The organism is Marinobacter confluentis (genome assembly GCF_004785685.1).
Taxonomy (GTDB): Bacteria; Pseudomonadota; Gammaproteobacteria; order Pseudomonadales; family Oleiphilaceae; genus Marinobacter; species Marinobacter confluentis.
Window position 1 is genome coordinate 503,665 of the sequence record NZ_SRPF01000002.1, and the last position, 20,987, is coordinate 524,651.

Sequence of the window (20,987 nt, forward strand, 5' to 3'; positions counted from 1 at the left end):
CGTTAAATAACCGTTACTGACCTTTATTCCTGACGCAATACCCGGAATTACTGGGTGTATTCCGCCAGAATGGCCGACAGCTCGCCGGCCGCGCGGGCTTCATCGATAGCCGACTGAAGATCCTCAACCACTTCCGGATCAGTTTCGTTGCTGACCGCCAGATACATCGGCGTTTCGCGGAACACCAGCACCGGCTTGAGGCCGGTAATGCCGTGCTTTTCTTCCGCAATCAGCGGGCCGACAGCACCGTCAGTGACCCATAGATCAGCCTGACCAAGGGTCAGACGTCGCGGGTTCTGCTCGCCACTGACATTCGCAATAACGTCAAAGCCTTCGTCAATCAGGTAATCGGACATCACGTCGCCTTTGTACCCGGCAATCTTGTACTGGCGAGCTTCATCCAGCGAATTCAGGGTAATGTCTGAATCCGGGGCCGCAAACAGGGTCCACTCGATGGACGCCAGCGGGCCAACCCACTGGAACTCGTTTTCCCGCTCTTCCGTTCTGGCCGTGCAGAAAAGGCCGTGGTTCTCGCGCCCCTGAACCCAGTTATAGGCCAGACTCCAGTCGCGCATTTTCATGATGAAGTGGTAATCCAGGCGGGACATCATGGCTTTTACCATGTCCGTGCAGATACCGGTAATGTCCTCCGCCTCATGGGCGAAGCTCTGGCCGGTCACGGCCGCATTGTAGGGTGGGTAACTTTCCGTGAATATGTAAAAGCGCTCGCCGTCGTTCGCGCTCACCTGCGAGCTCGCAGCTACCATCAGCACAAGGCCCGCAAGCGCTCCAGACCCTGTTTTTATCCGAAATCGCCGCCCCAGCCCTACCAAGGTGCTTTTAAGGTTTCTAACCATCCTGTGATCCCCCCTGAACTCACTTGTCTCTTTTTTTCCCGGAAATGGCAGAAAACGCTAATCCACCTGAACATTTCTGCAATACGAACATCATGTAATTTCTGGTTCAAAAATTCAGTGACAATTCGTATCCTGACGCCACCCGGTCAGTTTCCCGGATCCATAAGTGTAGTCATAAAGGCAGAAATTGGGGCCGGATACCTTAGACATTGGTTGAGAGAGCCTTGTGACACCGGCTTTTTAAGGCCACTATTCAAAGCTCTGAAGTTGCGATAATGAAAAGGACACCATGTTTCTCGAACGCTACCACTCGATCCAGGACGGCAAACTACTGATCAGCGCCCAGCAGGGCAGTCGTTTTGCCAAGGAAGTCGCCGGCGATTTCAACCCTATTCACAACCCTGATGCACGGCGTTTCTGCGTGCCCGGTGACCTTCTGTTCGCTTTACTGGTGGCGCATTTCGGCCTGTCACGGCAGATGACATTTCATTTCCGAAGCCTGCTGGGAGATTGTGTACCGCTGACATTTCGAGAAGATGACGACGGCGTTATCCGGGTGTGTGACGACCGGGACAAGGTGTATATCGAAGTAGAACGCGAAGGTGAGTCAACGCGGGACCCGGACATTATTGAGCACCTGGTACGTAGCTATGTGGCGGAATCAGGCAAGAACTTCCCCCACACCATCAAGCCGCTGATGGAAAAGCAGGGCGTGATGTTCAACCCTGACCGGCCGATGATCATGTATCAAAGCATGAGCCTGACCATGGAAACCCTGGACGCCCCGGAGCCACAGCTGGAGCTTGGGCATGCGGAACTGGTACCTGACGGCAAACGCGGCAACGTTGCCCTGGACTACCGGTTAATGTCCCGGGGCCGCGAAGCCGGGCTGGTGTCTAAAAAACTGGTGGTCAGCGGCCTGCGGGAATATGACGCACAGGCCATGGATGCCGTGGTTGAGCAGTTTTACCGCCTCAAGGAAAAAGCCTGGGACTGACGCCCAGGTCAGGCAAGCTCGAACTTTCTGCGTATACCCTCTACCCGCTTGCGGTTGACGCCAAGGTCGGAATAGCCAAGGCGTGAAGCGGAGCGGACGTGCACTACCCCCTCATCGGGATCACAGAAAAACTCCAAATCGTCGACAAACCCCAACAGTTTTGACGAACACTCGAAATACAGGTAATTCTCGCCCTCGTCGACCAGTCGGGTGCCGGACATATTATTGACCACGTCTGTTAATCTTCTCATTTCGGCGCCCGGATCACCGGAAATCCGCAGGGGCATCACCCGTTGCCGTGGCGAACTCGCCTGGCTGGACACACAGTTTGGTGTGCCAGGACAGGCCGCCAGTTTGCCATCTTTTACCCCAAGGTTGCCGGGTCGCTTGCCTGCAAACATAGTCTTTCCTTTTTTGAATCAGATTTGAATAAGAGCTGAATAAGCGTCGAATCAAAGAAGCTCGTTGGCTGTCTCAAGCATCTGCGCACGGTGTCTGGGCAGATACTCGGGGTATTGGTTCTGGATAAACCGGATCATTCCCTCTCGCATGTCGCAGCGAAGGTTCCACAGTGTACTGGAGTCACCGGCGCTCATCAGAAAACGGATCTGGATAGCCTTGTCGCCTGCATCAACCACCTGCACGGATTCTGTGACGCCATCCCAGGCGGACGAAGCCCTCAGCAGCCTTGCGTATTCCTCACGCAGCGGTTCGATCGGAATGCCGTAGTCAGTCCAGATCATGGCGCTGCCGATCAGGTCCGCACTGTTACGGGTCCAGTTCTGAAACGGATTCTCAATAAACCACTGCAGAGGCACCACCAGGCGCCGAAGGTCCCAGACCCGCAACACCACATAGGTGGCGGTTACTTCTTCCACCCAGCACCATTCGCCCTGGACGTGCAGCACATCGTCTATCCGGAACGGCTGGGTCAGCGCAATCTGCATGCCCGCAAGCAGGTTACTCAGAACCGGGCGCGCGGCAAAGCCCAGTATGATGCCACCAACACCGGCCGACGCGAGTAGGCTGGTACCCAGCTGACGGACCGGATCAAACGTCATCAACGCGATACCGGTACCGAGCAGCACTATAACGATATTCAGGCCACGCACCAGGAAACGGGTCTGGGTTTCCACCTTGCGGGCTCGCTTCCATTGCCCCTCAAGCACGGGATTGAGTTTTACAATCACCTCACCGATTGACGACGTACAGCGCACCGCTGCCCAGGTAACGGAAATAACCAGAAGCACTGTAGCAAGCTGCTGGAAGTTATCCAGAAACGGAAGGTCGTCAGGCGCTGCCTCAAGAACACCGTTGAGGACCAGCAGGCAGAAAGCCATTCCCAGGGCCCGGGCGGAGGCATCAAAAAACAGACGGGCCACAGACGTCGTTTTGGACAGGCGCCTGACCAGAAACGCAACGATCCGGCTGAACACATAGGCGGCCAGAACCGCGAGCAACGAAAGTGCAGCCGTATCCAGCCAGGCTTTTACGCCCTCTTCCAAGATTGCCTGCATCCGTCCCTCCACCGGTTTCCCTGACAATTGACGGTCAAATTAACAGACTATGCCCGAGCGGAAAACGACTCCAGAAACTTTCGGTAGGACTCAGACACCGCCCAGGGCGCCTCAACCTGCGGATAGTGGCCAATCGTCGGCAGCTCTTCCAGCCAGGCCAGCGGCAGGCCAAGCTCCCGGTAACGCGACACCATGTGCAGGCCGGACACCGGGTCAACCGAGCCATTGATCAGGCTAATCGGGACACGGAACTGACGCAGGGCGTCCACCCAGCGGTCTCGATGCCGTTTGCGATCACTCATGTAAGTAATCAGGTTATGGAAGATGTGCTTGCCATCGTTGTAGGTCACCAGTGACCAGAAATCGTCCAGCTCCTGAGCCGATGGTTTAGTATCCGGCCCGAACACACGGGAAAAGGCACTGTCGAACTTCCGTTTGCTCGATAGCTTGTTGAAAAGCCACCCCAGCGGGCTCAGCAGCAGTTTCTGGGTCAGCAGCGCGCGGTGAGTTTCCGGAAACAGCCCACCGTTCAAAAAGCAGACGGACCGCCACTGGCCAACGCCCTCCCCTGAATTCTGCCGCGCCAACAGTTCCTGCGCCACAGTGTCACCATAGTCATGGGCCAGCACATGAAACTCTTCCAGCTCCAGGAGTTTGACCAGGCCCTCAATCAGGTCCGCCTGTTCATGAATGGAATAACGATGGTCAGCGGGCTTGTCAGAAAATCCAAAACCCAGCATATCCACGGCCACCAGTCGATAATACCTGCGCAGCATGGACCATATGGGCAACCAGTCCCAACTGGAGGTGGGAAAGCCATGAATCAGAAGAATGGTTTCCTGGCCCGGATCGCCTTCGTCCACCGTGAACAGGTTGCGACCACGGATGTTGTGGTAGACGCCTCTGGCCTTCCAGTCGTCGGGTTTCACATTGGATTCCTTGTGCTGTTGTCACGGCCTGGCGACCGTTTATGCCACTGAGAATGCTAGAACCTGAACTTGACGTCAAGTTTTGGTTGTTGTTCAATCCGCCTATACCGATTGGACAATCCCTATGAAAGCAACTCCGAAAGCTGCCCCAAAACAGCAGCGTGCAATTCTCAAACGGAACGCCCTGCTTGCATCCGCCTTTGCCGAATTTTCCGCCCGGGGCTTTGAAGCCACAACCGCCAAATCCATTGCCGACAGAGCGGGCGTTGCCACTGGCACCTTCTACCAGTATTTCCACAACAAGGATGACGTATTGCTGGAAATCACCCGGCAGCGTTTTGAAGAGCTGCATGACCATCTACAGGTGCCCGATACCGGCCTGGAAGTGGCCGGCAGCGCCAATGACGCCGGTAACGTCAAGCCGATCTTCCGGCAGGCACTGGGGTTTCTATACGACTTTCATCAGCAGGAAGCCGGTCTTCATGATGTTCTGGAGTACCGGCGGCGGGTTGACCCTGGCCTGGCGGCGCTGATGGATAAGGGTGAAGCCATACTGATGGAGCGGGTTCGGGCGTTCGTGGCCCGTTATGTGCGCGATCAGATTGAAACCACCGCTTTCTGCCTGTTTTCCATGGCTGAAGGCATCGTGCACCGTCATGTTTTTCAGGGGCACCCGGCCGTTTCCCGGGATCAGGTCATTGAAACGGGAACCCGATTGTTATCGGCCTATTTCGAACAGCAGAGCAAACGTTGAGGCGATCATGAGTGATACATCAGCACAGAACAGAGTCTGGGATTATCTGATCCGCGGCGCCAAGGTTTTTGATGGCAGCGGCAATCTGCCGGTACGGGAAGACATCGCCATCGCCGGCGGCAAAATAGCTGCCCGGGCGCCGGAACTGGACCCCGCCATGGCCCGCAAGGTCATTGACGGAGAGGACCGCTGGGCCATGCCCGGCCTGTTCGATATCCACACCCACTATGATCTGGAGCTGGAAGTCGCCCCTGGCCTGCCCGAATCCGTCCGCCACGGCACCACCACCGTGGTTATTGCCAACTGCAGCCTCGGGCTGGCGTTCGGCGCCCAGCGCAAGGACGGCGCCGATCCAATTGTCGACTGTTACGCCCGGGTCGAAAACATTCCAAAAACGGTGCTCAGGGCAACTGCCGACAAGGTGGATTGGCAGAATCCAAAAGAATACATGCAGCATCTGAACCGGCTTAACCTGGGCCCCAACCTGGTCACCATGGTGCCCCATTCCATGCTGCGTATAGAGGTGATGGGGTTTGAAGCCAGCATTTCCCGGGACCCGACCGAAGACGAACTGGTGGCCATGGAAACGCTGCTGGAACAGGCCCTGGATGACGGCTACGCCGGTTTTTCCACCGACGCCCTGCCCTTTCACTATCTGGCGAACCAGCCCAACACCCGCAAAACCATTCCGACCCAGTTCGCCAAGTACCACGAGATCAAGCGGCTGACCGACGTAGTGCGCCGTAAGGGCGGTGTCTGGCAGGCCACGCCGCCCAAGGACAGCACCATTGGTACCATCAAGACCTTCCTGCTCAGCTGTGGCAGGATTCACGGCAAGCCCCTGAAAACCACCGTGGTGGCAGCACTGGATGTGCAGAGCAACCGTAAGATCGTGCGCCTGGCCCGGTTGCTGGCGCGGGTTCTGAACTCCCGCCTGCTGAAGGGAGACTTCCACCTGCAGGCACTGGCCGCGCCCTTCAAGACCTGGTCCGATGGCGCAGTAACACCGCTTTCCGAGGAAATCGAAGAGCTGCGGATTCTGAACGAAACCGAGCTTGAAGACCGGGAAACCCGACGCCGGATTCTGGACGACCCGGAATACATCGACCAGTTCAAGGCCATGTGGATGCACGGCAAGAAAGGCTTTGGCCTGGCCCGGCTCAAGCGGCTGCTGCGTCTGGAAGACTACGCCTTCAATCGCACCATGTCGGACATGACCATCGACGTCTGCCCGCTCCGGGAATGGGAAGGCATGACCTTTGAAGCAGTCTACGACCGCATAAAGGCGGCCAACAAGGGAAGGATGGAGCTCTCAGACAGCGAAAAAGCCCTGATTCAGGAGCACTTTGCCAGGGTGAAAGACGAAGGCGATTTCGTGATGGCCATGCTGCGCGCCTTCGACCGCGATCTGAGCTGGTATACCGTCTCTGCCAACCGGGATGAACGGCTGGTGCGCAAACTGCTGATGGACCGCCAGCTGCTGCCCGGTTTTAACGACAGTGGCGCCCACCTGACCAATATGGCGTTTTACGACGGCAACCTGCGGGCACTGAAACTGGCCTCGGACGGCGGTGATGAAGACGTCGCCTACATGGTCCGCCGCCTGACCAGCGACCCGGCCCGGGTCTTCGGCGTTAAAGGTGGCAGCATCAATGTGGGTGACCAGGCAGACCTGATCCTCATCGACCCCTCTGCCCTGCGCCGCCTGGACCACAACAACACCGTTAAACGCCAGTATCGTGAAGAATTCCAGCATGAACAACTGGTCAACCGCACCGACGGCGTTGTGCCCCTGGTGATGATTGCCGGCCATGCGGCCTGGAACGGGGATGACTTTGAGCAGGATCTGGGTAACACCCGGATGGGCAAAGTTCTCGAAACCACTTTCTAGCAGTCCACTAGCAGCCCAACCAGCGATCCCGTTTTGGTGCGCCGCAACGCCAGGCGCACCAAAACGGGACAATGCGCGGAGCATAAAGATCCCGCTCTGTTTTTCGGCTCTCCGCGTGGCCCTCCGAACTGCCTTCAGTTAATTGAAATTCAGACTATTTTCAGATTCACGCCTTAACCGGCACGGCGCTTGCGTCAGATAAGCCAGATCCTGTTGACGATCTTCACTGATATTGCAGTCCCGGAAAACTGAGTTTTGGACAATGGCGTCCACACAATCTGACAATGTCAGACGGTTGTGGGCGCTTTTTTTTGGGCCTGAAAATCATGTTCACACGCTACACAACGAGGTAAAAAGCATGTCTTATCTTCAACCCAACGAGTTTGTCACCAAACTTGTGGATGCCGGTGAAGCCAAAATCTACATGGGCACACGGGACACACTGATTCGCGCTTTCATGGCGGGGGCAACACTGGCGTTGGCCGTCATTTTTGCGATCACCATTGCCGTTCAGACCGGCTCTTTCCTGTTAGGTGCACTGCTTTTCCCGGTGGGTTTCTGCATGCTCTACCTGATGGGGTATGACCTGCTTACAGGTGTCTTCACGCTGGTACCACTCGCTCTTCTGGACAAACGGCCCGGCGTAACCGTGCCACGCATGCTCAAATGTTGGGGACTGGTTGGGCTGGGTAACCTCGGCGGCGCACTTTTTATCGCCACCTTTGGTTACCTGAACTTTTCAATGGGCGGCACCGAAGAAATCAGCGCCATTGGCCAGAAAATGATGGAAGTGGGCGAAAGCCGCACCGTGGGCTATCAGGAAGCCGGCGCAGCCGGATGGCTGGTGCTGTTCCTGCGCGGCGTATTCTGTAACTGGATGGTGTCCATGGGTGTGGTCGGTGCCACCATTTCCACCCACGTAACTGGCAAGATCATGGCCATGTGGATGCCGATCATCGTGTTCTTCTATCTGGGTTTCGAGCACTCCGTGGTAAACATGTTCCTGTTCCCGATCGGCCTGATGATGGGCGCGGATTTCTCTCTCTACCAGTACATCATGTGGAATGAAATCCCCACGGTTCTGGGCAACCTGGTGGGCGGCCTGACCCTGGTCGGCCTGGTGCTTTACACCACCCACGTTCGCACCCAGGCCAAGAAGTCTTTTGCCTAAAGGTTACAGGTAAGACAGGGCCAGATGGCCCATCAGAAGAACCGCCAGCACCAGGGAGAGGCCCTTCCACAGGGCCTCGGGATTACGCTCAATCAGCGGTGGTCTGGCGGCATTCACGAATTCCTGCCGGGGATGATAGAGATCGTAGATAAATTCTGAAACCTCGGCATATCGCCTTTGGGGGTCGGGGTGCAGTGCCTTGCGCAGGGCACCATCGACCCAGACCGGGCAGCTGCGATTGTACTGGATGACCGGCTGGTATTTCAGGCGATTGAGACCGGCACGATTCTGGACCTGTGACGCTTCGGGGCCGTAGGGAAGGCGCCCGGCAAGCATCTCATAGGTGATCACCCCCAGCGAAAACACATCGGAACGCGCTGAACCGCCCTCGCCCATGAAGTATTCCGGCGCTGAATACTGTTGGGTGCCCAGCATCGGCTCATTATCCGCGCCTATACCCTCACTGATGCCCGCAACCCGCACAGCACCGAAGTCGATCAGCCGGGCGGTACCAACACTGTCGATCATCACGTTTGCCGGGCGCAGGTCCTGGTGAATCATATCCTGCCGGTGGAAAGCCCTTAGCCCCCTGCCAATCTGGTCGACCACCGCCCTGACGCGAGTAACGTGGGCACGGGGATTGTCCCGCATCCATTGGACCAGGGTCTGACCTTCAATGTATTCCGTCGCCACATACAGGTAATTCTGCGGTCGTGACCGGGGATAGGCGCGCAGCACAAAGGGGCTGTCAATCCGACGCGCCACCCATTCTTCCGCCAGAAACTGCTCCAGTGCCACCGGGTCTTCCCGGACATCCGTGGCGGGCACCTTAAGCACTACAGGCGTTCCCGTTTCTGTATCCAGGGCCAGGTAAACATAACTGCGGCTGCTGGCGTGAAGTTCGCGAACAATCTCGTACCCGTCCAGCAGGCTGCGGGCAGAAAGCTCTGGCGGAAACGGCAGTTCCGTTGCGTGCTGCTGGAGTTCATGGAGCCTGGGCTCGGGCAACTGCTCAACGCGCAGGATCTGCACCGTCAGGTTGTCGTCGCTGCCCTGGTCATGGGCGGCCTTCACAATGTCCGCGGCAGCGGCGTTCAGGTCGTCGGAATGCTCAGCAATGATGCCAGCTATGACACCGGGGCGGAGCGTCTCGTAGATGCCATCCGTAACCAGCAGAAAGGTATCACCCGGGGCAACGGGCACAGAGTGGTAGTCTATCTCTACCTGATCATTCACCCCCAGGGCCCGCCCCAGGTAGCTCTTGTCTGGCGATATCCACTGCCGGTGGTCACGGGTCAGCTGTTCAAGGCCCCGGCCCTGAACCCGGTATGCCCGGGAATCACCCACGTGAAAAAAATGCGCGCGGGTGGATTTGACCACCAGGGCGGTAAAAGTGCAGACATAGCCGCGGTCTTTGTCATAACGGGCCCAGGACCGGTTGGTCTGGGAGGCAAGCCAGGCGTTGGTGGCCGCGATGACACGGTTGCCGGACTTCTTTACTGACCAGGCGGCAGAAGTGCAGTAATAATCCTGCAGAAAGCTGGCGACGGCGGTTTCACTGGCGATATGCGCCACATCGCTGGAACTGATGCCGTCGGCCAGCGCCATGGCGATGCCCTTGGAATCAAGCTCGGCGCCGACGGGAACCTGCGCGCCATGAAAATCCTGATTGACGGGTTTTCGGCCAGCGTCTGAAGACTGCCCGACCGATACTCGCAAAAATCCTTCCATAGAAATCCTCAAGGCGCTTTATTCTCTCAACCAATAGCTTTGGTGGGCGGGCGCACGACCACCAGGGCGACACTGACAATAGACAGGGTACCACCGGCCATGGCCAGCAGCCCCAACCGTTCGCCAAACAGCAGGTAAGCCTCCAGCGCGGTGACGGGTGGCACCAGGTAGAAAAGGCTGGCCACCTGCGACGCCGCTCCCCGGCGAATCAGCCACATCAGCAGCAGGATGGCACCGATCGACACCCCGAACACCAGCCAGGCCATGGAAAAAATCAGCGGCGGCGCCCATTCCACCTCACGGGTCTCCAGGGTAAAAGCGCCAATGGTAAACAGGGTTGCGGCAGCGGTGAACTGAATCAGCGCCCCCGATACCAGATCCGCCGTGGTGCCACGGCGCTTCTGATACACCGTGCCCAGGGAAATACCCGCCAGTGACAGCGCCGCCCAGATCAGCGTCCAGGCCGGAAAACCGCCCTGGGACTCATCAGCCGCGAACTTCTCCAGCAGCACCAGAAATATGCCGACAAGCCCGAGCACCAGTCCCAGCCATTGTCGCGGAACGATTTTTTCATTCAGCACCATAATGGCCACGGCGGACGTGACCAGAGGTTGAAGGCCCACAATCAACGACACGATGCCGGAAGGCATGCCGCCATCAATAGCGTGATAAACCCCACCCAGATAGCAACCATGGACCAGCAGGCCAGTCACCGCCAGGTGGCCTGCGCTGCGCCAGCCCGGCCAGCGCGCCTTCAGAACCCAGGCCAGGCAACTCAGCAGGCTGATGGTAATCAGCATACGGATGGCCAGCAGCGTGAAGGGTTCGGCGTAAGGCAGGCCATACTTGGCGCCAATGAAACCGGTACTCCAGAGCCAGACAAACAGCGCCGGAACACCAAACGAAAACAGCGCCGATGATTTCGGGTTGGCCGCCATCTCAGTGCACCGCCGGGGCAAGATCATGACGAACCAGTTCCGCCACGACCGCGTCACAGACCTGGTCCGGCGTCGGCAGATCTGCCCGGATGACAAGCTGCCCATAGCGACGATACAACTGGAGGCGCTCCTGAAAAAGATCTTCCAGGGATTGCTCGGGATGCCGGGAAATACCTCGCAGGCTATGGTCGCCTATCCGGCGCTTCACTTCCTCCAGCGGAATATCCAGAAACACCACAACGCCATTCTCTGCAAGATGGGCCATGGCCGCTTCGCTGTAGACGGCACTGCCGCCGGTCGAAATTACATGACCGTGCACAGCCAGACCCAGCAGAACCTGACCTTCCACCCGCCGCAGGGCCTGGTAGCCCTCATCGTCGACAATGGTCTGTAGTGTGCGGCCGACCTGCTGCTGAATGAGCAGGTCTGTATCGGTGAACCCAAGGCCCAGGCGCTTGGCCAGAAGCACACCCACCGTGCTTTTGCCACAGCCGGGCATGCCGATCAGCACGATGTTTTTTGAACTCATTCCTCTACTCCCGGTCGGTAATGGTCGTATAATCCGGACATAAACGATTTTTCAGGCGTGAGACATTATGGGGTTTACCCGCCGACTGGCTGCTCAACTGGTTTTCTGCGTGCTGATGTTGCCGCTGACAGCGACCGGTGACGTAAAAAGGATAGTTCACCCCGACGGCACCGTTGAGTTCACCAATGTTGGCAGTTCCGGCCAAAAGCTGCCATCCACCAAAGACGAAGTGGTGTACCGCTACACTGACGACGACGGTGTGGTGGCTTTCAGTGGTATCCAGCCGGCCAATACCAGTTTCGAAGTGATTCGCTTCCACTGCTTCGCCTGTGACCCGGACTCCAGCGTTGACTGGAGTAAGACTCCCCTGTTTCTTGAACCCTACGAGCGCGAAATTGCGGTTGCCGCCCGGGAGTTTGGCGTAGACCCTGCCCTGGTACGCGCCGTTATCCACGCCGAGTCCGCATTCAATGAAACCGCGGTTTCCCCGGCTGGTGCCCAGGGCCTGATGCAGCTTATGCCCGGCACTGCCCGCGAACTGGGGGTGAACAACGCCTTGTCCGCAAACGAGAACATTCGCGGCGGGGTTCACTACCTGGCCAAGATGCTTCAGCGCTTCAAGGGTGACATCACCCTGGCAACGGCCGCCTATAATGCCGGCCCGGGCGCCGTTGGCCGCCATGGCGGCGTTCCACCCTATGCCGAAACCAAAGCCTACGTTAACCGCGTGGGCATACTGCACGAACGTTACGCCAGTAACTGACTGCCTGTTGACCTGCTCAGCCAAGCGCCAGCCAGGCACCCACCAGAATCATCAGACTGCCCGCAACCCGGTTTACCGTTCTGACACCACCGCCCCGGCTGAGTGCAAGGCTCAGACTTTTGCCGCCGTGGGCGTAGATCTGCAGACAGATGAACTCGAGCGTAAGAATAATCAGTATCAGCGCCGTCAGCTGCGGCGCCATGGGCAGACTGCTGTCGATAAACGGCGGCAGCAGCGCCACAAAAAAAGCCCAGCCCTTGGGGTTGGCAATGGCGGTTATGAACCCCTGGGAAGCCAGTTGCAGACGGGACACTTCGGCGCCGGGTTCAAGTGGCCCCTCCGGCATCGCCATGCGGCCCTTTGACCGCCACATCTGGACACCCAGCCACGCCAGATAGGCTCCGCCTGCATACTTGAACAGGGTAAACGCGGTGGGATACTGCAGCATCAGAGCTGCTACACCCACGGCTGCGGAAACTGCCACCACGGCAACGCCAACCAGCTCCCCTGCCATCATCCACAGCGCCCTGCGAACCCCGATGGTAATGCCCATGGATAACGCCATGGTCATGCACATACCCGGAGTAATCGACACCACAAAGAATGTGGGAATAAAGGCCGACAATAACGGCCAGTTCAGCATCAGCACGATGTAAATCCCGAAAAATATTGGACTTTCAGGGAATTAGTATGAATTCCCTAGTTTGGGTAATTATGCTTTATGGCCTGCACGGAAGCATCAACTTCAAAAACAACACTGGTTCCGTTTTACCAATAACCCGATGAAACCAACCTACGGATAGGAGTGTTGTATGAACGTTCAATCCCGCCTGAAATGGCCGTCGCTATTCTTTGCCTTTGTAATCCTGGCTGCCTGCACCGCAACCATCAGCCCGGAATGGGTCAACATCTATAACCCCAGGGCAGACGTCGATCCCGACCGTCTGGCCTGGCTGGAAGACATGCAGGTAGACAGCTACGGCAATGTTGTTGTTGCCGCCTCAACCATCAGCGCCAACCTTCAGGCCAGGGTACACGACCTTGCCCTGGTCAAGTATTCGCCTTCTGGCCAACGCCTCTGGGCCCGGGACTATGATCTGTCCACGGCAGCCTACAGCAGCGACGATTCACCGGCAGCACTGGTGCTGGACAACCAGGATAACGCCTATGTTCTGGTTAATCAGTTCCGTCGCCAGGGCGAGCAGTCATCCTCTGAGGGCTCTGTTCTGATCAGTTTTGACAGCCAGGGCAACGAGCGCTGGCGCAGGCTGTTGGGCGAAAACCAGCCCATGAACGCGCTGACGGTAGCCAACAGCAAAGTCTATGTATCCGGCGTAAAAACCCGCGTTTACGATCTCAACGGTCAACCCCTCCTGAGCGTTGATCACCCCAATCATAATGCCCAGTCTGTAACGGTGAACATCAATGGCCAGATTCTGCTTGGCGGAGGCTCCGCCACCAGCCTGCTAAGTGCCAATGGCAACCGGCTCTGGACCCGCCAGCAGGCAGATCCGGAATATGCATTCGGCGAAGCCATCTTCACCATGAGCGGCGACATAGTTGCCACCAATTCCCTTGAAGAGAATGGCGCTGCACAGGTTGTGCGTTATTCGGCCCAGGGCCAGCAGCAGTGGAGCCGCAACTTCACCGCGGCATTCCAGAGCTACGGCCTGCCCGGCGAGCCAATGGTGTTTGAAGACAACCGGGGCGACCTGGTGATGACCACATCGAGTGCGGCAGGTCATCGCGTGGCCAAGCTGGATGCGTCCGGCCGTGTGGTCTGGAATACCCGGTCACGCAAGGGCATTGTTCGTGATGCGGCCCTGAAAGACGGCGAACTGTTTGTAGTCGGCGGTGGTCAGAACGGCAAGTATAATCGTGACGGTGACCGCCTCGCCGAATCCGAAGTCGGCGGTAATGTGCAGATCACCACAGGCAGCATCGCAATTGATGGCAACCGCCTGTATGCCGGCTACAGCGCCGAACATAACGGCACCTTTGCGCTGCATCTCTCCCAGTTTCTGGATCGGTAAAATCCAGTGATTCCGGTTTCATGGCGGGCTAACATACACGCCATGAAACTCTCCCGCATTATCAGCAACCAGAACGGTATCAGCCGCAAGCAGGCCAATTTGCTGATTGCCAGTGGTACCGTTTTGATCGATAGCGCCCCTTGTCACGACCCCGCGCGGGAAGTGACTGTCTTCGAGCAGGTAATCCAGCAGGGCCGCGTCGTTCAGCAGGGCATGACCGCCCACTATCTGATGCTGAACAAACCTGCCGGCATTCTCAGCGCTACCCGGGACTCCAGTCACACAACCGTTATCGACCTGATTGATCCTGCCATCGATGAATTGCACATTGCCGGCCGCCTGGACCGTGCCAGCACCGGTTTGCTGATATTGACCAATAACGGCCAGTGGTCCCGCCGACTGACCGACCCCCAGGTGAAAAAACCCAAGGTCTATCTTGTGCAGACCGCCCACCCGATTGACGATAAAACCGTCAGGCAGTTTGCCGAAGGTATCTGGTTTGAATACGAGCAGCTCCGAACTTCGCCGGCCCACCTGGACATATTGAGCGACCGGGAGGCGAGGCTAACGATCTACGAGGGCCGCTATCACCAGGTCAAGCGCATGTTCCATGCGGCAGGTAACCGGGTAACCCGCCTGCATCGGGAAAGCATGGGCGCTATCACCCTGGACCCGAGCCTGGCTCCCGGCGATTACCGCCCGCTGACCAACGAGGAAATTCGGTCAGTGACTGATGAGGCGACAGCGGGCTGATTGGGTTACGCTGTTGGCTGAACCGACTCATAAACAGGAGCGACCGTGACCACCCTTCAGATCGACATAGTGTCAGACATTGCCTGCCCCTGGTGCGCCATCGGGTATGCGCGGCTTGAAAAGGCCATGGCGGCCCTGAACGATGAAATGGACTTTGCCATTGAGTGGCATTCGTTTGAACTGAACCCGGACCCGGCCGCCGACGCGGAGCCGATCCTCCCCGCCCTGGCCCGCAAGTATGGCCGCAGCGAAGACGAAGTGCGGGACAACCAGTCCCAGATGATGGTCGTTGCAAAGGAGCTGGGCCTGAATTTCGAAAAGCTGCAGGAACGCTACACCCGCAACACCTTCGATGCGCACCGCCTGGTGAAGTGGGCCGGTGAGCAGGGTAAACAGACGGATATGAAGATGGCCTGTTTTGAGGCCTATTTCGGCCGTGCAGAAAACATTTCAGATTCAGACGTGCTGGTCGCCTGCGCTGAGAGCGCCGGGCTTGATGGCAATGAGGCAAGAGCCGTGTTGTCATCAGATCGGTACGCCGACGCCGTTCGCGAGGACGAAGCAAAATATCAGCAGGCCGGCGTATCTGCGGTACCCGCCTACATTATTAACCAGACCTACCTGATATCCGGCGCCCAGGAACCAGAAACCCTGACTCAGGCCTTCCGGGAAATTTCCGAAGAAATCTGACACATATAAACGAGAACGGCGCTCCACATCCGGAGCGCCACCTCGTTATTCCCGGGCTTTTCGTGCCCGGAACTACTCCGCCGCCGCAATCAGGCTGGCGTTACCACCCGCAGCCGTCGTGTCCACGCACAGGTGCCGCTCGATCACATAGCGCTGATCCAGTTTGTGCTCAGTGATCAGTGGCAAGATCGCGCCGTCACGCTTCATCAGCGCCTGACGGTATGGCTTGAGCAGCGTCGGCTTGGCACAGCTGACCACGGCCTCAAAACCATTAACCGTTTCCAGAGCCTCTGCCTCAAGGCGGCCCTCAAACCCGACTACCGGCAGCCCAACGTGGGCAGCGCGATCAACGGTATGGCTGACACCCGGGGCAATCACCACCGCCTTGTTGCCCTGGGCCAGTGCCATGGTCATCTGCTCGAGAGCCGTCTCTTTGTCCGGCCCCAGGCAGATCACCGTGCCGCGAGCATGGTTGGTCAGGATGTTGCTCTCACCGGTTGGCCCCGGCATCTCTTCAGGGTGCGCATCCAGCGCCTCTGGCACTGACTCCAGCACCGACTTCATGGTTTCGATGCGGGTCTTCGGCTCCAGGGGCTCCACTGAATCCAGTTTGCCAATCAGGCTTCTAAGTTTGCCTGCATCCACCTTTCCATCGACAGACTCTGTCGCAACCTGAACGGCATCACCGTGCATGAACCTGCGCACATACTGAGGGCCGCCAGCCTTGGGACCCGTACCGGAAAGACCTTCACCACCAAACGGCTGGGAACCCACAATGGCGCCGATCTGGTTCCGGTTGACGTAGGTGTTACCCACCTTGATTCGGCGGGAAATTCGATCCACCCGTTTGTCCACACGGCTGTGTATACCAAAGGTCAGTCCATAACCCTTCGCATTGATGTCATCCACAACCTTGTCAATGTCTTTGGCATCGAAGGTGGCCACGTGCAGCACCGGGCCGAAGATTTCCTCTTCCAGATCCTCAATGCCGCTGACCCGGATCACCGCTGGCGATACGAAATTGCCTGTATGAGGCACAGACAGCTTCTTCAGAAGCTGATTCTTGTTTTCGTACTTTTTGCAGTGATCGGTGATTTTCTTGGCCGCCGCATCGTCAATGACCGGGCCCACATCTGTGGACAGCAGCCAGGGATCGCCAATACCCAGCTCTTCCATGCCGCCGTACAGCATTTCCAACAGGCCGTCAGCAATGTCCTTCTGGACATAAAGCATCCGCAGAGCGGAACAGCGCTGGCCGGCACTCTGGAAAGAAGAGGCCAGCACGTCACGCACCACCTGCTCCGGCAATGCTGTGGAATCCACAATCATGGCGTTCAGGCCACCGGTTTCCGCCACCAGGGGCGCATCCGGGGCCATGTTTTCCGCCATGGCCTTATCGATGTTCTTGGCGGTTGCCGTTGAGCCGGTAAAGCACACGCCGGCAATCCGCGAATCCGACGTCAGGCCAGCGCCAACAGTGGCACCGGTGCCCGGCAACAGCTGAATGGCGTCCTTGGGGATACCGGCCTCGTGCATCAGCTCAACGGCACGGGCGGCCAGCAGTGACGTCTGCTCCGCTGGTTTGGCCAGCACGGTGTTGCCTGCCACCAGATTCGCCAGAATCTGGCCGGTAAAAATGGCCAGCGGGAAGTTCCAGGGCGAGATACACACCATGGGGCCCCGGGCCTGGCCGTCGTCTTTGTAGCGAACACCCTCGTTGGCATAGAAATGAGCGAAATCGACCGCCTCACGAATTTCCGCTACCGCATCAAACAACGATTTACCCGCCTCGCGGCAGGTCAGCGCGAACAGTTCGTAGGTGTTTGCCTCATACAGGTCCGCGACTTTGCGCAGCATCGCGGCACGATCCTCGGCGGAGGTCTCTGACCACTTCTTGAAACCTTTCTCGGCGGCGGAGATGGCCGTATCAATGTCGGCTTCGTTGGCCTGGGTGACGTGGCCAACCAGGTCGTCCGGATTCGCCGGGTTACGAACCACCTGCACCTCGGTGCCGGCAACCTTGCCGGATATCAGCGGGACACCTTTCCAGTGATGCTCTTTGAAGGCACCGCGGCCTTTCTCGATGGCCTCGATAGTAACCGGGTCGCTCAGGTCCCAGCCCTTGGAGTTGCGGCGATGCTCGCCAAAGATTTTCAGAGGATGGACGATCGCGTCGCTGGAAATGGTGCTGCCCATCTCCTGCACCGTGTCGATCGGATCCCGTGCAATCATCTCCGGCGTGATTTCTTCGTCGGTAATCTGGTTGACGAACGAACTGTTGGCACCATTTTCCAGCAGACGACGTACCAGGTAGGCCAACAATTCCCGATGGGGGCCAACCGGCGCGTAGATACGGCAGGGTACGCCGCTTTCCTGCATGACTTCTGCGTGCAGGGACTCGCCCATGCCGTGCAGGCGCTGGAACTCATAGTTGGCTTCGCCCCGCACGCGGGCCAGCTCGAGAATGGCCGACACAGAATGAGCGTTGTGGGTCGCAAACTGCGGATAGATGCGGTCCGTCATGTTCAACAGTTTGGTTGAACAGGACAGATAGGACACGTCACTGCAGGCCTTGCGGGTGAACACCGGGAATCCATTCAGCCCCATAACCTGGCTGCGTTTGATTTCCGCATCCCAGTAGGCACCTTTTACCAGGCGGACCATAATGCGGCGGTCGTACTTCTCGGCCATGCCGTAGAGCCAGTCAAGGGTATGGGATGCACGCTTACCATAGGCCTGAACCACAACCCCGAAGCCGTTCCAGCCGGCCAGGTCCGGGTCGCTCAGAAGTGTCTCGATCACGTCCAGTGAAAGGTCCAGCCGCTCCTGCTCCTCCGCATCGATGTTGAAGCCCATGTTGGCGGCAGCAGCTTTGTGGACCAGGCGCTTGGCGCGGGGCACCAACTCCTTCATTACCCGGTCCTTGTTGGCGTATTCGTAGCGGGCCAGCAGCGCGGACAATTTGACCGAAATACCCGGGTTCTTGCGCACGTCGCCGCTGCAATGCTGGGCGATGCTGTCGATGGCATCCGAGTAGGAGTTGTAATAGCGCTGGGCGTCGTGATCTGTCCGGGCCGCCTCGCCCAGCATGTCGTAGGAGTAGGTGTAGCCCTTCTTCATGTAATCTTCGCCGGCTTTCTGGGCTTCGTTAATATCACGCCCAAGCACGAACTGCCGGCCCATTTCCTTCATGGCCAGCCCCGCCACCGTGCGGATGACCGGCTCGCCCAGGCGCTTCAGCAGACGGCGCAGGGTCTGACCAACGCTCTGGCGCTCGGTCTCGGTCAGAAGATTACTGGTCATCAACAGGGCGATCGTTGCGGTGTTGATCAGCGAGGATGACGCCTTGCCCATGTGATCGCCCCAGGCACCGGCAGTGATCTTGTCCTCAATCAACTCATTGATCGTGGTGCTGTCTGGCACCCTCAGCATGGCCTCGGCCAGGCACATAAGGGCCACACCCTCTTTGGTGCTCAGGCCGTACTCGGCCAGAAACTTTTCCATGATGGTGGATTTGGAGTTGTGCCGGACTCTGCGGACCAGGCCCGCCGCACGTCTGGAAATGGCATCTCGCTCTTCCCGGGTCAACTGGGCACCGGCAATCATTTCACTGATGACTGTGTACTCGTCAGCCAGGTAATAATCGCGGATGGCCTGGCGGCTATCGACGAGCTCTGGCGTCACTGATTGCTGTGGTCTCATAGTTGAACCCTCATGTTTGAGTGCTTTGACAGTCTTCTTCGCATTCTACCGAGAACGACAAAGACAGTTTCACTGTAAAAATGGATTAGGCAGATCGTTGTGGCTTTTTTAGCAGGCAAAAACAAAGACTCGTTTTTCAGAAGTTTTACTGCGCAGGCAAAAAGCCTTATTGTGTACGCTGGGAACTGATCCGCAACGCCGGTTTTCAGGCGCCTCTACTGTCTTTAGCTTAGTAGCTTTAACGGGTTTACGCAGGGGAGTTCCATAAAGATCAGGAGGCACACATGGTTGATTTGGACCGGATTGATCACTCAATTATCCGGGAACTGCAAAAAAATGCGCGGGTGACCGTGACCGAACTGGCATCCCGCGTCGGGTTATCGAAAACCCCCTGCCAGGTGCGGATGCGCCGGTTGGAGGAGCAAGGCTACATCGCCGGCTACACCGCGCTGGTCAATCACACCAAGCTGGGTCAGAACCACATCGCGTTTGCCGAAGTAAAGCTTAACGACACCAGCAGCCAGGCTCTTGCTGCGTTTAACGAATCAGTGCGCCAGATTTCCGCAGTCGAGCAGTGCCACATGATCGCAGGCAATTTTGATTACCTTCTGAAAGTCCGCACCGGCAACATGGCCGATTACCGCAAGGTGCTTGGCGAGCAGATCTCCGCCCTGCCCCACGTACTGCAGACGAGTACGTATGTGGTGATGGAAAATGTGAAGGACGTAGGTATCTGATGCCCCGGCGTCTGGTTCAACGCTTTTCGATAGTTCTCAATACCGAGGCAAAGGCTCTGGAAAACTGTTTACCCGCCAGCCTGTCCAGAATGTGCCCTGCCAGAGGCACCTTGATGTGCCCACTCGAGATCCAGATAACACGGGTGCTGTCCCCCACACGCTGAAGCGTGATCTCGCCGCGGCGGTGGTCCAGCGGAAACGGCCGGGACTTTTCAATGTGGTAATGCATTCTGACCGGCCGTTCGAATTGAGTAATCCGCTCATGCAACTCAAGGGCGCCGGCTCCGATTACCCGCAGCGCGCCTTTGCCATTTTTTTCATCAGTTCCCTGCTCGATCAACAAGGATTTATCCACTCCGGGAAACCGATCGTAAGCCGCGTGATCCGAAAGGGCCTCGAACACGGTGTCGATGTCTTTTGCGATAGTTCGCTCTACGTGTATGTGGAACATCCTGCCGGCTTCTCCTGCTTTATTTCCGCCTAAACTCTGCTGATCGCATCAAATTACAGCATTTGCAGTGAAACGTCAGACCATTATGATCGTAGCCTATCTATACAGTTACTCTCACAAACGGACGAATCAGCTATGCGCACCACTTTAATCGCCCTCGTCACCGCGACCACCATGGTTGGCTGCAGCGGCGGCAATCCCAGAGAAGTCACCGCTACCGCCTACAACTCCGTAAACAGCCAGACCAAAGCCGGTGACCCCACCCTGACGGCCTGGGGCGATACGCTCAAGCCCGGCATGAAGGCCATCGCGGTCTCCCGCGACCTGATTGACGACGGCCTGACCCATGGCACAGAGGTTACCATTGACGGCTTGCCGGGAACCTACATTGTTCGCGACAAGATGAACAAACGCTGGGAAGACAAGATTGATATCTACATGGGGCTGGACGTCGAAGCCGCCAAAGAGTGGGGCAAACGCACAGTCACCATTTCCTGGAAAGAAGAATAGGGCGTCCACTGGCGCCCTACCCGTTTTTTATTGA

20 protein-coding genes are annotated in these 20,987 nt (G+C 57.6%); 10 read left to right on the plus strand and 10 right to left on the minus strand.

The annotated features are described in order from the left end of the window. Positions 1-47 precede the first annotated feature (47 nt). Positions 48-746: a substrate-binding periplasmic protein gene (locus E5Q11_RS07795; RefSeq protein ID WP_225314874.1), complete on the minus strand. Its 699-nt coding sequence runs from the start codon at positions 744-746 to the stop codon at positions 48-50. A 400-nt stretch (positions 747-1,146) separates the two neighbouring features. Here E5Q11_RS07795 and E5Q11_RS07800 point away from each other — a divergent pair, with 400 nt between their 5' ends. Further along, a complete protein-coding gene (locus E5Q11_RS07800) occupies positions 1,147-1,854 on the plus strand; it encodes a DUF3581 family protein (RefSeq protein ID WP_135802841.1) in 708 nt (235 codons plus the stop codon). Positions 1,855-1,862: 8 nt separating this feature from the next. Here the strand turns inward: E5Q11_RS07800 and E5Q11_RS07805 are convergent, their stop codons facing one another. From E5Q11_RS07805 to E5Q11_RS07815, 3 genes are read right to left on the minus strand one after another with little or no spacing between them, the layout of a single operon-like run. Then, complete coding sequence (locus E5Q11_RS07805; protein WP_135802842.1) at positions 1,863-2,255, minus strand: DUF1499 domain-containing protein; 393 nt, start codon at positions 2,253-2,255, stop codon at positions 1,863-1,865. 51 nt (positions 2,256-2,306) lie between these two features. Then, positions 2,307-3,371, minus strand: coding sequence for a mechanosensitive ion channel family protein (locus tag E5Q11_RS07810; RefSeq protein ID WP_135802843.1), 1,065 nt, complete (start codon positions 3,369-3,371; stop codon positions 2,307-2,309). A gap of 47 nt (positions 3,372-3,418) precedes the next feature. Next, positions 3,419-4,300: an alpha/beta fold hydrolase gene (locus tag E5Q11_RS07815; protein WP_135802844.1), complete on the minus strand. Its 882-nt coding sequence runs from the start codon at positions 4,298-4,300 to the stop codon at positions 3,419-3,421. A gap of 124 nt (positions 4,301-4,424) precedes the next feature. On the opposite strand from E5Q11_RS07815, the gene E5Q11_RS07820 reads away from it, so the two are divergent. The 3 genes from E5Q11_RS07820 (at position 4,425) to E5Q11_RS07830 (ending at position 8,116) form a co-directional block, all read left to right on the plus strand. Continuing rightward, positions 4,425-5,054 carry a TetR/AcrR family transcriptional regulator gene (locus E5Q11_RS07820; protein WP_135802845.1) on the plus strand — a complete coding sequence of 210 codons (630 nt, stop codon included), beginning with the start codon at positions 4,425-4,427 and terminating at the stop codon, positions 5,052-5,054. Positions 5,055-5,061: 7 nt separating this feature from the next. Next, positions 5,062-6,945: an N-acyl-D-amino-acid deacylase family protein gene (locus tag E5Q11_RS07825; RefSeq protein ID WP_135802846.1), complete on the plus strand. Its 1,884-nt coding sequence runs from the start codon at positions 5,062-5,064 to the stop codon at positions 6,943-6,945. A gap of 358 nt (positions 6,946-7,303) precedes the next feature. Next, the gene (locus tag E5Q11_RS07830) at positions 7,304-8,116 is read left to right on the plus strand and encodes a formate/nitrite transporter family protein (RefSeq protein WP_135802847.1); all 813 of its coding nucleotides are present in this window, start codon (positions 7,304-7,306) and stop codon (positions 8,114-8,116) included. 3 nt (positions 8,117-8,119) lie between these two features. Here the strand turns inward: E5Q11_RS07830 and E5Q11_RS07835 are convergent, their stop codons facing one another. Genes E5Q11_RS07835 through E5Q11_RS07845 form a run of 3 tightly spaced genes read right to left on the minus strand, consistent with a single transcriptional unit; the run spans position 8,120 to position 11,314 of the window. Next, positions 8,120-9,847, minus strand: a complete 1,728-nt coding sequence (locus E5Q11_RS07835; protein ID WP_135802848.1) for a bifunctional protein-serine/threonine kinase/phosphatase — start codon at positions 9,845-9,847, stop codon at positions 8,120-8,122. A gap of 26 nt (positions 9,848-9,873) precedes the next feature. Next, complete coding sequence (locus tag E5Q11_RS07840) at positions 9,874-10,785, minus strand: DMT family transporter (RefSeq protein ID WP_135802849.1); 912 nt, start codon at positions 10,783-10,785, stop codon at positions 9,874-9,876. Position 10,786: 1 nt separating this feature from the next. Then, a complete protein-coding gene (locus E5Q11_RS07845; RefSeq protein ID WP_135802850.1) occupies positions 10,787-11,314 on the minus strand; it encodes a shikimate kinase in 528 nt (175 codons plus the stop codon). Positions 11,315-11,429: 115 nt separating this feature from the next. Here E5Q11_RS07845 and E5Q11_RS07850 point away from each other — a divergent pair, with 115 nt between their 5' ends. After that, on the plus strand, positions 11,430-12,077 hold the full coding sequence (locus tag E5Q11_RS07850; RefSeq protein ID WP_404802759.1) for a lytic transglycosylase domain-containing protein: 648 nt from the start codon (positions 11,430-11,432) through the stop codon (positions 12,075-12,077). 16 nt (positions 12,078-12,093) lie between these two features. Here E5Q11_RS07850 and E5Q11_RS07855 read toward each other — a convergent pair whose 3' ends face one another. Further along, positions 12,094-12,720 carry a LysE family translocator gene (locus E5Q11_RS07855; protein WP_191964438.1) on the minus strand — a complete coding sequence of 209 codons (627 nt, stop codon included), beginning with the start codon at positions 12,718-12,720 and terminating at the stop codon, positions 12,094-12,096. Positions 12,721-12,889: 169 nt separating this feature from the next. On the opposite strand from E5Q11_RS07855, the gene E5Q11_RS07860 reads away from it, so the two are divergent. Genes E5Q11_RS07860 through E5Q11_RS07870 form a run of 3 tightly spaced genes read left to right on the plus strand, consistent with a single transcriptional unit; the run spans position 12,890 to position 15,553 of the window. Continuing rightward, positions 12,890-14,110: an outer membrane protein assembly factor BamB family protein gene (locus E5Q11_RS07860; RefSeq protein ID WP_135802853.1), complete on the plus strand. Its 1,221-nt coding sequence runs from the start codon at positions 12,890-12,892 to the stop codon at positions 14,108-14,110. Between the two features lie 42 nt (positions 14,111-14,152). Further along, a complete protein-coding gene (locus E5Q11_RS07865; RefSeq protein WP_135802854.1) occupies positions 14,153-14,863 on the plus strand; it encodes a 16S rRNA pseudouridine(516) synthase in 711 nt (236 codons plus the stop codon). 45 nt (positions 14,864-14,908) lie between these two features. Further along, positions 14,909-15,553: a DsbA family oxidoreductase gene (locus E5Q11_RS07870; RefSeq protein WP_135802855.1), complete on the plus strand. Its 645-nt coding sequence runs from the start codon at positions 14,909-14,911 to the stop codon at positions 15,551-15,553. Positions 15,554-15,625: 72 nt separating this feature from the next. Here the strand turns inward: E5Q11_RS07870 and putA are convergent, their stop codons facing one another. Continuing rightward, positions 15,626-19,255: a bifunctional proline dehydrogenase/L-glutamate gamma-semialdehyde dehydrogenase PutA gene (gene putA / locus E5Q11_RS07875; RefSeq protein ID WP_135802856.1), complete on the minus strand. Its 3,630-nt coding sequence runs from the start codon at positions 19,253-19,255 to the stop codon at positions 15,626-15,628. A gap of 284 nt (positions 19,256-19,539) precedes the next feature. Here putA and E5Q11_RS07880 point away from each other — a divergent pair, with 284 nt between their 5' ends. Further along, positions 19,540-19,992: an Lrp/AsnC ligand binding domain-containing protein gene (locus E5Q11_RS07880; protein WP_135802857.1), complete on the plus strand. Its 453-nt coding sequence runs from the start codon at positions 19,540-19,542 to the stop codon at positions 19,990-19,992. A 16-nt stretch (positions 19,993-20,008) separates the two neighbouring features. Here E5Q11_RS07880 and E5Q11_RS07885 read toward each other — a convergent pair whose 3' ends face one another. Continuing rightward, complete coding sequence (locus tag E5Q11_RS07885) at positions 20,009-20,443, minus strand: SRPBCC family protein (protein WP_135802858.1); 435 nt, start codon at positions 20,441-20,443, stop codon at positions 20,009-20,011. Positions 20,444-20,578: 135 nt separating this feature from the next. Here E5Q11_RS07885 and E5Q11_RS07890 point away from each other — a divergent pair, with 135 nt between their 5' ends. Further along, complete coding sequence (locus tag E5Q11_RS07890; RefSeq protein ID WP_135802859.1) at positions 20,579-20,953, plus strand: 3D domain-containing protein; 375 nt, start codon at positions 20,579-20,581, stop codon at positions 20,951-20,953. Positions 20,954-20,987: the final 34 nt, after the last annotated feature.

Bases quoted from the DNA above. Each gene is read 5' to 3' on its own strand.
- E5Q11_RS07800 (WP_135802841.1), top strand. From the start codon at position 1,147: ATGTTTCTCGAACGCTACCACTCGATCCAGGACGGCAAACTACTGATC.
- E5Q11_RS07805 (WP_135802842.1), bottom strand. From the start codon at position 2,255: ATGTTTGCAGGCAAGCGACCCGGCAACCTTGGGGTAAAAGATGGCAAA.
- E5Q11_RS07810 (WP_135802843.1), bottom strand. From the start codon at position 3,371: ATGCAGGCAATCTTGGAAGAGGGCGTAAAAGCCTGGCTGGATACGGCT.
- E5Q11_RS07820 (WP_135802845.1), top strand. From the start codon at position 4,425: ATGAAAGCAACTCCGAAAGCTGCCCCAAAACAGCAGCGTGCAATTCTC.
- E5Q11_RS07825 (WP_135802846.1), top strand. From the start codon at position 5,062: ATGAGTGATACATCAGCACAGAACAGAGTCTGGGATTATCTGATCCGC.
- E5Q11_RS07830 (WP_135802847.1), top strand. From the start codon at position 7,304: ATGTCTTATCTTCAACCCAACGAGTTTGTCACCAAACTTGTGGATGCC.
- E5Q11_RS07835 (WP_135802848.1), bottom strand. From the start codon at position 9,847: ATGGAAGGATTTTTGCGAGTATCGGTCGGGCAGTCTTCAGACGCTGGC.
- E5Q11_RS07840 (WP_135802849.1), bottom strand. From the start codon at position 10,785: ATGGCGGCCAACCCGAAATCATCGGCGCTGTTTTCGTTTGGTGTTCCG.
- E5Q11_RS07845 (WP_135802850.1), bottom strand. From the start codon at position 11,314: ATGAGTTCAAAAAACATCGTGCTGATCGGCATGCCCGGCTGTGGCAAA.
- E5Q11_RS07850 (WP_404802759.1), top strand. From the start codon at position 11,430: ATGTTGCCGCTGACAGCGACCGGTGACGTAAAAAGGATAGTTCACCCC.
- E5Q11_RS07855 (WP_191964438.1), bottom strand. From the start codon at position 12,720: ATGCTGAACTGGCCGTTATTGTCGGCCTTTATTCCCACATTCTTTGTG.
- E5Q11_RS07860 (WP_135802853.1), top strand. From the start codon at position 12,890: ATGAACGTTCAATCCCGCCTGAAATGGCCGTCGCTATTCTTTGCCTTT.
- E5Q11_RS07865 (WP_135802854.1), top strand. From the start codon at position 14,153: ATGAAACTCTCCCGCATTATCAGCAACCAGAACGGTATCAGCCGCAAG.
- putA (WP_135802856.1), bottom strand. From the start codon at position 19,255: ATGAGACCACAGCAATCAGTGACGCCAGAGCTCGTCGATAGCCGCCAG.
- E5Q11_RS07880 (WP_135802857.1), top strand. From the start codon at position 19,540: ATGGTTGATTTGGACCGGATTGATCACTCAATTATCCGGGAACTGCAA.
- E5Q11_RS07885 (WP_135802858.1), bottom strand. From the start codon at position 20,443: ATGTTCCACATACACGTAGAGCGAACTATCGCAAAAGACATCGACACC.
- E5Q11_RS07890 (WP_135802859.1), top strand. From the start codon at position 20,579: ATGCGCACCACTTTAATCGCCCTCGTCACCGCGACCACCATGGTTGGC.